This window comes from Enterococcus sp. C57, assembly GCF_040887305.1.
Lineage (GTDB): Bacteria > Bacillota > Bacilli > Lactobacillales > Enterococcaceae > Enterococcus_B > Enterococcus_B hirae.
Genome location: NZ_JBFOFP010000002.1, coordinates 337,647 through 350,363, shown reverse-complemented (window position 1 = coordinate 350,363; position 12,717 = coordinate 337,647). Strand labels below are relative to the sequence as shown.

Here is a 12,717-nt window from a genome sequence, read left to right as displayed (position 1 = left end):
TCTTTTTTATTTTAACTTGAATAAACGATGAGCTCAATTTTTTTACTAATATTTTTTTTGAAAGAAAAAAATAGAAAACTTTTCCTTCAAGTAATCGTTGATTATATAAATAGCTTTTATTTTAAAAACATGGTGAATTTAGGGGGAAAATCAATGAACAAGAAAAAGTTAGTCAAATGTTCGTTAGCGATTTGGTTGGCGACACAATCTCTGCTTCATCCGTTTTCTTATTCTTATGCCGAAGAATGGAGTAAACCAGACGAAGAGCAAGTACAAACAGCAACTAGTTTAAACGAACCAGGGGGTAAAAACGATCTGGTCGAAAATCCATTAGAAACAATGATCCAGGAACCTGATGAAAATCAGCCAGAGTTAGAGGAGTCAATGACAGAAGTTCCGCAAGAAGAACTGGTAGAGGAATCAGAGAGCCTTGATCAACCAACTGAAAGTCAATCAGCTGTTGACTTAGATCAGGATCAATTGACGGAAAACACAGAACAAGAGGAGACGCTTCTCAACACTGCCACACCTACAGAAGAATCCACCGATATTGCCAGTGGTGTTTTCGGAACTTGTTCTTGGCGAATCGATGCAGAAGGTACATTATATATTGGAGGAGGCACATTGGGAGAAACACCGGTTACGTTTTTTCCTCCTTGGTTCAACAGCTATCGATTTAAAATAAAAAAAATGGTATTCACTGGACCAACGATTGCTCCTAAAGAAACTCATCGCTTATTTTATGGATATACTAATCTTTTGTCCATTGAGAATTTAGCTTATTTAGACGTAAGTCAAGTAACGGATATGACTTCCTTTTTTTCTGACTGTCGTGTACTAAATGGCGTTGATTTGTCAGGATGGGATACGTCAAATGTCACGAATATGTCTAATATGTTTTTTGAAGCATTTGACCAAACAGAGAATCTCATTCATCTTGATCTTTCAAGTTTCGATACAAGTAATGTAGTTGATATGAGTGGCATGTTCAGTCGATGTACCAAAGTACAATCAATCGATCTTTCTAGTTTTGATACGAGTAATGTTGTCAACATGAACAGAATGTTTTTTGCTTGTAATGAATTAATTACCTTAGATATCGCTCACTTTGATACATCAAATGTGGTTTATATGTCACGTTTATTCGCTGAATGTAAGAAGTTGCGCTATGTGGATGTCTCAAATTTCGATACATCAAGTGCGATTGATCTTTCAGTGATGTTTCGTTTGAATTATGAATTAGAGAGTGTGGACGTTTCTAATTTTGATACATCAAAGGTTGTTCATTTGCATTACATGTTTGATCAATGTCGCAAATTGAAAACGATCGCAGTGGAAGGTTTTGATACAAGTCAAGTAACATCCATGAATTATATGTTCAATGGCTGTAATAGTTTAACCTCTTTGGACGTTTCTAATTTTGACACCAGTCTAGTCCAAGCAATGAGATACATGTTTGCTAATTGTGAGTTACTAGAGACGATCGATGTGTCTAATTTCAATACAGAGTCTGTGAATTATCTGACATATATGTTCTTAAATTGTTCGAAAGTAAAAAAATTAGATCTTTCTTATTTTCAGTTTGAGGATCCCGTAGAAATGGCAGAAATGCTGGCTGGAACAACGAGCCTCAATGAATTGACTCTTGGTAAAGGCTATCGTTTTGTAGATTCAGCCAATCTTCCTGCTATTCCAGTAGAAGATGGAAACACTGGTTATTGGCAAAACGTTGGTTCTGGAACGGTTACGAACCCTGCAGGGGAATACGTGCTAACTTCAGAAGAATTGATGACGAACTATACAGGAGCGATGGCAGATACGTATGTTTGGCAGAAAGAGCCAAACTATGAATCAATTTTAGCCAAAGATTCGACGCTTTACCTTGGTGAAACCTGGGATCCACAGGATAATTTTATTTCAGCAACAGATAAGGAAGGAAATCCCCTTCCATTTGATATGAGTATGGTCAGTGGAACAGTGGATACCTCAGTAGCAGGAGTGACACCGATTACTTATACTAATGGTAGCGCTGCTCAAGTCATTCATGTAACAGTGAAAGAAAACCAGGAGAGCATTCAGGCCAAAGACTCAGTTATTTATGTGGGTGATCAATGGGATCCACAAGCTAATTTTGTTTCAGCTACTGATGAAGATGGGATGCCTCTAGCGTTCACTCCAAAAATGGTGGAAGGTTCGGTGGATAGCCAAAAAACGGGCGATTATTTTGTGACGTATACCAACGGAATAGCAAGTAAGACGATCAAAGTAACGGTCAAAGAGAACAAAGAAACACTCGTAGTTAAAGGTTCCACACTCTATGTAGGAGACAATTGGAATCCACAAGACAATTTTATTTCAGCCAATGATAAAGAAGGAAATCCCCTAACATTTGACCAGAAAATGGTTTCTGGTAAGGTGGATACGACAAAAGTTGGCGTTTATCCAGTGACCTATCAAAACGGTCATCAAAAGAAAACTGTTGAAATCCATGTGCTAGCTGAACCAACTAAAGAAAAAGCAGATGCGGATACGAACCAATCGGGGGATAAAAAGCCTGTACCAGCAACGCCAAATGAGACAACGAATAACAACGATCAGAGAGATAAAAAAGACGAAAAAAATGAAAAAAATAAAAAAGATGAAAAAGACGAACAAGAAGAACAAGAAGACAAAAAACTACCTACTACAGGTTATCAAAAATCAAGTCTTTCTATGATTGGCATGGCTTGCTTCTTACTTGGATTATACTTTGTTTACAAAAAAAAGATAAACGTTAAATAAAGCGTAAATCAACTAGCCAATCTCCTCGTTTTACGTCATAATGTAAAAAAAGGAGATTGGCAAGATGGATAAAGAATTATTGATTATTGAATTGATGTCAGCAAAAACAAAGATGTTGTCTATCATCAATCAACGAACGAAAAATATGACATGGAAAATTGGGATGTATTTTATCGCTAACTTGTTGTTCTTTGTCGGATGGGGAAACATCTACCATCATTTAAAGCAGAATCATCCACATTCATTTAAAATGGAGCGAATCACTAGTTTGTACCATTTTTCAAGTTATGTTGACTTTGCGATAGGACTATTCTTGTTTTTTCTCGTTGCTGTGCTATGGTTCAAAAAGAGGAACATCTCTCGGCATTATGATCAATGGCTGGAAAAACAAGTGGCGAATATGTTACATATTTCAGTTGGCTCTCAGGACGAAAATTATCTCTACTTGAGTGATCATAACAAAAAGGAGTTTACACTTGCGAAAAAGAGGCGTTATTTTCTGCTGCAAACGATGGAGGGTGTCTCACTTTTTCTAGGAGAACAACTTACTTGGTATGGCAGTAATCGATACTATGTTTTTATGCAAGTAAATGAACCGATAGACCAAAAAAACAAAAAAAGAATTGAGCCTTTTTACTCTCATTTAGCAATTGGAGTTGGAACACTCTTATTGATTGGCGGGGGTGTTTATCAATTCATTAATGCAGGACCAGTAGCAACGAATGTACACTCTATGATGCAAAGCGAAGAAAAAGTAAGAAAAATGCCAACTTCGACTAATCAGGACGGTTTATTGAAACCTGTTCAAACATCCGTCAATTTGACCACTGAGCAAACGAATGACGTAAAAATAGACCCAGAAACACAAGCCTTGTATTTGACGACGAATCAAGGAAAAGACTGGCATTTCGTTCCAATTGCTGTGGACTGGTTGCGTTTTGGTGACTATACTTTGACTTCGGGTACTGTTGCAAAAGGGGAATGGATGGACAAAACATTTGATGTTTCTCCTACTTTTTCTTGGTTTATCTATTCACCTGATCAAAAAAACGTTTACCTATTATCATCAGCTGACAATGGGAAGACGTGGCAAAAAAGTCAGATTACAGATCAAGGCGGACAGGTTCGTTATCGTAAAGCAAACTTTTTCACAAACGATCAAGGCGTCATGGTATTTTCATCCTCTACAGGAATGTCTGCGGAAAGTCTAAAAATTTATACGACCAACGATAAAGGGCAAAGCTGGCAAAAAAGCGGCAGTACCATCGTAAATCAACCGATTCAAAATGTTAGTTTTGTGACGAAGACATTGGGTTTCCTTTCTACAAGAGAAAACATCTATTATACGAATGATGGGGGACTAACATTCAAAGAATCCTTGGTAGCTATCCCGGGTGAGTATCAATTGGGAGGGATCGATTTGTTCCAGTCACCAAATGAAGTGGTACAAGTAAGTGCCAATAAATTGGAAACCAAGTTTTACCTCCTAAAAAATGGATCGATCGATGCAGGGAAAATGTTTGCTTGTCTTTTTTATTCGACTGATGGTGGAGAAACATGGCAATTCGAACAACAATTATCGCAAGTAGAGAATCGCTAAAAAGGTTTAGATGAATTTCAACACCAAAAAGAAAATGGCGTAAGGAGAGACATTGACAATTTATGTAAGTGAAAGTTCTCTATGCAACGATTGAATTTGTGAATAAGAGAGATTGAAAGAATAGATCCATAAAAAAGAGCCTGGACTTTTTTCCAAGGCTCTTTTTTATGGGGTTTAAAATAGGTAAAAAGTGTTCAAAATTACTTAGGTCAAGGCGCACTTTTCACAACTTCTTGATATAAACGGCGTTCAAGAAGCAACTCCTCAACAATAAGCGATGATTTTCTAAAATATGAGGAGCTATTTTAAAAAATCCTCTCTTATTCGCTCGGAGCTAAACGCTTCTTTCACAGCCTCTTGCTAAACGGTGTTCAAAGTGCTGACCCTCGGTAATAAGTCTAAAAATCTCAAAACATGAGGAGCTGTTTCGAGATTTTCTTCCTTATTACTCAGATCAAAGCGCACTTTTCACAATCTCTTTTATGTGATTTGAAATTGGCTATTATATAAACTAGCATAAAGTGTTGGTTTGCTTAATAGTGACTGATGAGTTCCTTGTTCAATAATATTTCCATTTTCCATCACTAAAATCAAGTCGGCATTTTCAATCGTAGATAACCGATGGGCGATAATAAAGCTGGTTCGGTTTTCTGTGACAGCATTCATTGCTTTTTGGATCATTGCTTCGGTGCGGGTATCCACGCTGGAGGTTGCTTCATCTAAAATAACTACGGAAGGATTCGCCAGCAATACCCGAGCAATGGTCAATAGCTGTTGTTGTCCTTGTGACAACGAACCATTTTCACTTGAAATAATCGTATCATATCCTTCAGGTAACGTACGGATGAAATGATCACATTGGGCAATTTTGGCAGCCGCAATGATTTCGTCTCTGGAAGCTTGCTGTTTCCCATAAGCAATATTATCTGCCACTGTGCCTTCAAAGAGCCATGTATTTTGCAAAACCATCCCAAAGTGTTTACGTAACTCACTACGAGAGAATTTCGTGATATCGATTCCGTCGAATTCGATTCTTCCATGGTTTAGCTCGTAAAATCGCATGAGTAAATTGACTAATGTCGTTTTTCCTGCCCCAGTTGGTCCCACGATTGCAATTGTTTGTTTTGGTTTAGCCGAAAAGTTGACATTTTCCATCAAGATCTTATCTGGACTATAACCAAATCGAACATCTTTGAACCTGATTGAACCAGCAGGCTGGTCAAGTGATGTTGTATTTTCGTGATCAGAACGCTCATTTGGTTCATCCATAATCTCAAAGATACGATCAATCGCCGCCATAGCAGATTGTAACGAATTGATGACATAAGAAGCGGTCGAGATCGGCTCAGAGATTTGATTGATGTACTGCAGATAAGCTTGTAACAATCCTAGTGTGAGTCCACCAGATATTACTAAGATCCCACCTAAGACAGCACTTAAAATGAACGCTGATTGATTGATCAAGCGAATCGCTGGATAGATGGCAAAGTTCATGAATTGCGCTTTTTTAAATGCTTGGTACTGTGAATGATTTACTTGACGGATCGACTCGATCGCTTGATCTTGTTGATTGAATGTTTTGATGACCAAGTTACCTGCAAGATATTCTTCCACTTTATTATTTAATGAACCTAGTTCTGTTTGATTGTCATCAGAAATCTTTTTGTTTTTATTCGCAAAGAGTTGAGTGACCCAGGAACTACCAACGATCAATAAAAGAATCAGTAACGTCAATTTGCTGTCAATATAAAACAGCATCAAAATTGAAAATAAAATCGTTACAATGGAAGTGAAAAATTGATTGATCCCTGTTAGCAAGACTTGTGCTAGTTGATTCAAACCAGTCGTTGTTCGGCTGATGATATCTCCTACCTGATGCTGATCAAAGAAGGCCATTGGTAATGTTTTGAATTTCTTGGTCATTTCTTTTCTAACATTAAGTGTGATTTTTTCACTCAATGAAGCCATTGCGTATTCTTGAATGAAAGAAGTAATACTACTTAAAAAAGAAAAAACGAGTAATAAAACAACAGGGAACAAAAGGGCATCCTTGACATCATGAAATGTCATTTCAGCAATCCCGATCGTACGGATTCGACTTAAAAGCTGATCGATACCAACGCCCATGATCATCGGCATTGCAACGACCATCAGGTTACCGATTAAACTACATAATAGTAAGCCATAAAATGTTTTGTGATCAGATTGAATCATTTTCCAAAAGCGGATCAAACTATGTTTATTCATTTTTACATCAGTTGTTTTCATATATTCCCTTCTTTCAAAATCCCTTGTGATTTAGCAAATTCCTGATAAGAAAGACAAGTAGCAAGGAGTGTTTCGTGAGTTCCTTGTCCCACGATTCGGCCATTGTCTAAAACGATGATGTGATCAGCGTTCATGATTGTACTCAATCTTTGAGCCACAATGATCAATGTCTTATCAGCCATTTCTTCATGGAGGGCTGTTCTTAGTTTTGCATCCGTCTTGTAGTCCAAAGCAGAAAAGCTATCGTCGAAAACATAGATATCTGCTGGTTTGATGAGCGCTCGTGCAATACACATCCGTTGTTTTTGTCCGCCAGAATAATTATCTCCGCCTTGTGCAACAAAACTAGCTAATTTTTTGGGCAATTTATCCAAAACTTCCTCTAATTGTGAAATACGTATAGCTGAGGTCAATTCTTCTTCTGTTGCATGCTCATTGCCCATTTGCAGGTTTGATAAAATTGTTCCACTAAACAGAAACGCTTTTTGCGGAACATAGCTGATTTTTGAGCGAATCATTTCTTGTGTTAATTGTTGGAGTGGTTGACCCCCTAATGTAATCTGTCCACTGGTCACATCATTCAAACGAAGGAGCAATTTGGCTATTGTACTTTTACCAGAACCAGTTCCGCCAACGATGGCAGTTGTTTTGCCTTTAGGTACCTTAAAATGGATATCTTCCAATACAGGTTCCGAATCTTTGGTATAACTGAAAGAAACGTGTTCAAAAGATAACACATGTTCATCATCCATATTCAGCGAAGCTGTTGATGGATTTTCCGGATCAATGATCTCAATAGGTTGATTCAACACTTCTTCGATCCGCCGAAGAGAGGACATCGATTTTGGAACGACGACTAACACCATAGCTGCAGTCATTAGATAAGCCAACGTGAGCATCGAATATTCGACGATGGCAGTAACAGTCCCGATCTGTAGTGCACCTTCACTGACCAACGAACCACCAAACCAAAGAATGGCGCTGTATACGATCCCCATTAATAAAAATGCAATCGGAGTGACCCAAGCAAATACGCGATTGACTCGGATCATCTGTGTGGCATACTTCTCAAATGTTTGATTGGTGCGCTTCTCCTCATAGTCTTGATTGTTAAAGGCTCGAATCATATTCACACCTGTAAAAAATTCCCTTAAAGTCACTGTGATACGATCCATTTTTGGTTGGATACTGAGAGATAGAGGGGTTCCTTTTTTCATTAAGATGTAAATAACGACAGCATAAATAAACACAGAAATCAATGTAATCAATGTCAATGTCATGGAATATTGAAGCATCATGACAATTGTAAACACCGCAATGATTGGTGCAGGTAAGATCATTTGACAAAAGAGTACAATCATTTGTTGGATATTATCTACATCATTAGTCATTCGAGTCAGGAGTGAGGCACTTCCAAATTCATCTGCATCTTTCATCGATAATTGTTGGAACTTATCAAAATAGGTTTCCCTTGTTTGGTAGCCAAATTTTGCAGACACTAGTGCAGAAAAATAGCTAGAAGCAATCGCTGAAAAAGTACCTAGCAAGGCTATGAATACCATTTGTAGACCAATGGTATAAATTTTACTGTTTTGACCAGTAACTATCCCCTCGTCAATTAATGTTGCCACTAATTTAGGAACACCAAGTGTACCAATGATTTGTAAACAGACGAATAAAAAAGTCATGCCTACGATTTTTTTATTCTTCCATAGGAATTGTTTAAGTAATGTCATTTTGTTTCCTCCTTTTACTAGACAATAATGAATTTTACACCTTAAAGTTACTTGAAGGTCAATAGAAGAAGCGGTAAAATTAACAAGAGGTGAGCGGAAATGCCAAAATTTTACACAATCGGAGAAGTCTCGGAACTACTAAATGTACCAAAGTCAACGATTCGTTTTTGGGATGAGCAAGGGTTAATCCATTCTCTACGCCATGAAGAAAACGGATATCGGATGTTTAATATTGATGATATTTTTCAGATCTATGACATCAATTTCTATCGAAAATTAGATGTTCCAATCAAACAGATGAAAAATTTATATGGAAAAACGATCGAAGAACATTATGCAACGATTGCAGAAACAGAGCAGCGGATCAAGCAAGAAAAAATAAGTCTGCAAAAAAAACATGAAGAAATCTTGGCTCGAAAAGAACAATTAAAACTTATGATTGACAATCGAGGCATTACCAAAGAAACAATTCCTTTTGCGGCAATCGTCATAGTGGATTCCGACGACATTTTAGATTCGAAAGCCTATCTTGAAAACTATGCCAGCTTCGGTGGGTATTTTGATTTTTCGCTGAGCGATGAAATGATTTATGGCTTCTGTACAGACCAAACATCAGCCACAATTCCACTGTCTAAAATTGTTTGGTACAATCAGCCAGGTAAAACTTATCATCGATTTTTATTACAAGTGGAAGTCAATCATACCGAAAAGAACAATATCGAAGAAGTAAGATTAACATTAGCTCAACGAGGGTATCAAACAGGAAATGTGATTGGACAGTATCTGCTAACGAAGCAAACGGAAGAAGGAGTCTATCATGAATATTATTTAGGATGGATCGAAAGCCAAAAAGTAGAAGCTGATTTAACAAATGAGGATAAGCAAAAGTAGACGAAGAAGGAGCGGGAAAGGATAGTTATCTCGCTCTTCTTCGTCTCTTTGGTTAGGATTTATCAGGGTTAAAACTTTCTCTAATGATTAGTCGTGTAGGATAAGTGACAATGATCGGTTCATCTCTCAAACCATCGATTCGCTCCACCGCTAATCGAACAGCAGACTGACCAATGGCTTTTGCATTGATCGCTATACTTGTTAAACTAGGAGATAAATCAGCAATCGCCTCGATGTTATCGAAGCTAACTAGAACGATCTCTTCTCCAATTTTTCGATTGTCTTTTTGTAATGCTCGATAAACACCTAATGCTAAAGGATCGCTACCGATCAAAATGGCCGTCGGTAAATCATGTTTTTGTTTTTCGAGAAGTTTGGTCGCTAACTGCTCTCCGGATTCCTCTGTCCATTCTCCTAAATAATAATTGATCTGTTTGGTCAAATGATGGTCTTGCATGAAATGGCGGTAGGCTCTGAGCCTTTTTTCATTCTCAGTTGTTGATTTCCGACCAGCTTCGTTAATATCGATTTGATAACCACCAATATAAGCAATGTTGGTGTGCCCATTGTCTAAAAAAAGTTCTAAAACAGATTTAGTCATTCGTTCGAGATCCCCATAGACCATATCCACTTCTTGTTGGATATCTGGATTATCTACTACAACTAATTGTCGGTTCTGTTTCAATAAATCGGCGATTGCACCTTTATCGATCGTACCGACTACGATTATAGCACCTAATTGATCCAAATCTTTCCACTCAGTCGGGTTATCCGACATATTATAAATTCGATTCATGCCGATATGGAGTCGGCTGGCTTCTTCTTCTAGACCTGCTCGTAATTCTCGATAATAAATATCTTTTTCTTCGCTGGCTTTACTGATTGCTGAAATGACACCGATGGAAGGACGGCGTTTTTTAATATATTTTCGCTTGTTGATATCATAATTTAATGTGGCAGCTGCAGTAAAAATCCGTTGACGAGTAGCAGCAGAGACACTGATCGTTTTGTCTTCATTCAAAACTCTTGAGACCGTAGCAGGTGAAACATTGGCTTTTCTTGCGACATCTCTAATTCCAACCATAAAATGGCACCCCTTACAAAAAAATAAAAATTTTTATTGACATATTTGTTTAGTAAACAGTATACAGGAAATGTAACAAAAGTAAACGGTTACTATTTATTTGAGAGGTGAAACAATGGAACAAGTGATGAAGAATCAAAGAGCAGCTTTAATCACATTTGACGAACAGGAAAAAGTATTTCATCTATCCAATTCAGAAATTTCCTATATTCTTCAAATTGAAGAAAGTGAAGTTCTGGCTCATGTTTATTTTGGTAAAAGAACGACCCATTATCATAATCATAAAAAATATCCTCGCAGAGATCGTGGCTTTTCTGGGAACGTCCCCTTAAATGAAGATCGAACGTATTCAAAAGATACATTACCACAAGAGTATTCAGGGCACGGAGGGATGGATTATCGATTACCTGCCTTGATGATTCGTCGAGAAAATGGATCAAATCTGCTTGATCTACGTTATGAAAGTTTTCAGATCCAAGAAGGAAAGCCAAATTTATCTGGATTACCGCAAGCGTATATCAAGAATGATACAGAGGCAGAAACGTTGATCGTGACGTTGAAAGATCGTGAAGAAAAGATTTACGTGGATCTTTCCTATACGATTTATCGAGAAAGAGCAGTGATTACACGTTCGCTGAAGGTAAGAAATGAAACCAATGATCCAGTGATGATTGAAAAAGCAGCCTCTTTTCAACTTGATTTTACGAATTCAGGCCGGTTTGATGAAGTGATTGCCTTACCAGGAGCGCATGTCAAAGAACGGCAGATGTCTAGACAAAGCATAACAGATGGCATCAAATCATTTGAAAGCCGTCGTGGTTCAAGCAGTCATCAGATGAATTCATTCATCGCCTTGACAAATCATGCAACAACTGAATTCACAGGGGAAGCGATTGGGATCCATCTTGTTTATTCGGGAAATCATTCCTTTGAGATTGAAAAAGATGCCATTCAACAATTTAGAGTGATCGGTGGGATCAATCCCTATAATTTTTCTTGGGAGTTACAACCATATGAAAGCTTCCAAACACCGGAAATACTCTTAACTTATTCTGATCAAGGGTTGAATGGGATGAGTCAAGTGACCCATCATTTATTACGGGAACGAGTAGCAAGAGGGCAATTTCAATACCAAGAACGTCCGATCCTAGTCAACAATTGGGAAGCGACTTATTTTGACTTTACGAGCAAAAAGATCGAAGCGATCGTTGATGAAGCAAACGAATTAGCGATAGAGATGTTTGTTTTAGATGACGGCTGGTTTGGGAAAAGAGATTCGGACCAATCTTCTCTAGGAGACTGGTTTGAATATCAAGGGAAATTGAAAAATGGCTTAAAAGGGATCGCTGACTATGTTCACCAAAAAGGACTAAAGTTTGGCTTGTGGGTTGAGCCTGAAATGGTTTCCAGTGACTCTCAATTAAATCGGGATCATCCCGAATTTATGATGAAAGAACCAGGTCGTCAACCATCGGCTTCTAGATCTCAACACGTCCTTGATTTTACCCGAAAAGAAGTCCGGCAGACGATTGAAACACAGTTACGGCATTTGTTAGACAGTGTGGAGATCGACTATATCAAATGGGATATGAATCGATCGCTATCTGATGTCTATTCGGTGTCATTGGGCAAACAAAACCAAGGGGAAGTTTTGCATCGTTATCTATTAGGATTATATGAGATGATGGAAAACTTAACAAACGACTATCCTCATATCCTTTGGGAAGGATGTTCTGGTGGTGGTGGACGGTTCGATGCAGGGCTGCTTTATTATATGCCACAGTCTTGGACTAGTGACAATACAGATGCGGTTGAACGCATCAATATCCAATATGGGACGAGCTTAGCTTATCCTATTTCAGCTATGACTGCCCATGTATCAGCTGTTCCTAATCATCAAACGGCTCGAGTCACCAGTTTAAAAACACGTGGAGATGTGGCCATGGGCGGGGTGTTTGGATATGAACTCGATCTAACAAAATTATCTAGTGAGGAAAAGCAGGAAGTAGCCGCACAGGTAGAATTTTATAAAAAAATCAGACAGACAGTCCAATATGGTGATTTCTATCGTTTACAAAATCCCTTTGAGCAAAATATTGCTTCCTGGGAATTTGTTTCAAAAAACCAACAGGAAGTCCTCTTATTTATAAATCGTCGGTTGGCAAATGCACAGCCCGAATTTCATGAGGTACGCCTTGTTGGACTAAGCGAAGAAAAACTATACCAGAACCAGATAGATGGCAAAGTATATTCAGGATCGGAATTAATGACAATAGGTCTTTATTTCCCGGATTTTTATGGCGATTTTCAAACAGAATTGATTCATTTTATGAGTATAGACGAAGGAGAATAGAAAA

At 38.0% G+C, this 12,717-nt stretch carries 7 protein-coding genes; 4 read left to right on the top strand and 3 right to left on the bottom strand.

Annotation, left to right across the window (positions count from 1 at the left end; translation table 11 throughout):
* Window positions 1-153: 153 nt before the first annotated feature.
* Together AB5M32_RS03520 and AB5M32_RS03515 are read left to right on the top strand one after the other, a co-directional pair.
* A complete protein-coding gene (locus tag AB5M32_RS03520) occupies window positions 154-2,781 on the top strand; it encodes a BspA family leucine-rich repeat surface protein (protein WP_368024314.1) in 2,628 nt (875 codons plus the stop codon).
* A 64-nt stretch (window positions 2,782-2,845) separates the two neighbouring features.
* Window positions 2,846-4,381 carry a WD40/YVTN/BNR-like repeat-containing protein gene (locus AB5M32_RS03515; RefSeq protein ID WP_368024313.1) on the top strand — a complete coding sequence of 512 codons (1,536 nt, stop codon included), beginning with the start codon at window positions 2,846-2,848 and terminating at the stop codon, window positions 4,379-4,381.
* A 480-nt stretch (window positions 4,382-4,861) separates the two neighbouring features.
* Here the strand turns inward: AB5M32_RS03515 and AB5M32_RS03510 are convergent, their stop codons facing one another.
* Both AB5M32_RS03510 and AB5M32_RS03505 read right to left on the bottom strand, forming a co-directional pair.
* The gene (locus AB5M32_RS03510) at window positions 4,862-6,649 is read right to left on the bottom strand and encodes an ABC transporter ATP-binding protein (RefSeq protein ID WP_063627208.1); all 1,788 of its coding nucleotides are present in this window, start codon (window positions 6,647-6,649) and stop codon (window positions 4,862-4,864) included.
* A complete protein-coding gene (locus tag AB5M32_RS03505) occupies window positions 6,646-8,385 on the bottom strand; it encodes an ABC transporter ATP-binding protein (RefSeq protein WP_096709036.1) in 1,740 nt (579 codons plus the stop codon). The genes AB5M32_RS03510 and AB5M32_RS03505 overlap by 4 nt, the downstream gene beginning before the upstream one ends.
* Window positions 8,386-8,484: 99 nt before the next feature.
* Here AB5M32_RS03505 and AB5M32_RS03500 point away from each other — a divergent pair, with 99 nt between their 5' ends.
* Entirely contained in the window at window positions 8,485-9,276 is a 792-nt protein-coding gene (locus AB5M32_RS03500; RefSeq protein WP_096709037.1) for a MerR family transcriptional regulator, read from the top strand.
* A gap of 52 nt (window positions 9,277-9,328) precedes the next feature.
* On the opposite strand, the gene AB5M32_RS03495 is transcribed toward AB5M32_RS03500, so the two are convergent.
* Complete coding sequence (locus tag AB5M32_RS03495; RefSeq protein WP_368024312.1) at window positions 9,329-10,360, bottom strand: LacI family DNA-binding transcriptional regulator; 1,032 nt, start codon at window positions 10,358-10,360, stop codon at window positions 9,329-9,331.
* A 115-nt stretch (window positions 10,361-10,475) separates the two neighbouring features.
* Between AB5M32_RS03495 and AB5M32_RS03490 the strand changes: the two genes are divergently transcribed.
* Window positions 10,476-12,713 (top strand): alpha-galactosidase, encoded by a 2,238-nt coding sequence (locus tag AB5M32_RS03490; RefSeq protein ID WP_368024311.1) that lies wholly within the window; start codon window positions 10,476-10,478, stop codon window positions 12,711-12,713.
* The last annotated feature ends 4 nt before the right edge of the window (window positions 12,714-12,717 follow it).

Coding starts and splice junctions, on each gene's coding strand:
- AB5M32_RS03520 (WP_368024314.1), top strand. CDS start 154: ATGAACAAGAAAAAGTTAGTCAAATGTTCGTTAGCGATTTGGTTGGCG.
- AB5M32_RS03515 (WP_368024313.1), top strand. CDS start 2,846: ATGGATAAAGAATTATTGATTATTGAATTGATGTCAGCAAAAACAAAG.
- AB5M32_RS03510 (WP_063627208.1), bottom strand. CDS start 6,649: ATGAAAACAACTGATGTAAAAATGAATAAACATAGTTTGATCCGCTTT.
- AB5M32_RS03505 (WP_096709036.1), bottom strand. CDS start 8,385: ATGACATTACTTAAACAATTCCTATGGAAGAATAAAAAAATCGTAGGC.
- AB5M32_RS03500 (WP_096709037.1), top strand. CDS start 8,485: ATGCCAAAATTTTACACAATCGGAGAAGTCTCGGAACTACTAAATGTA.
- AB5M32_RS03495 (WP_368024312.1), bottom strand. CDS start 10,360: ATGGTTGGAATTAGAGATGTCGCAAGAAAAGCCAATGTTTCACCTGCT.
- AB5M32_RS03490 (WP_368024311.1), top strand. CDS start 10,476: ATGGAACAAGTGATGAAGAATCAAAGAGCAGCTTTAATCACATTTGAC.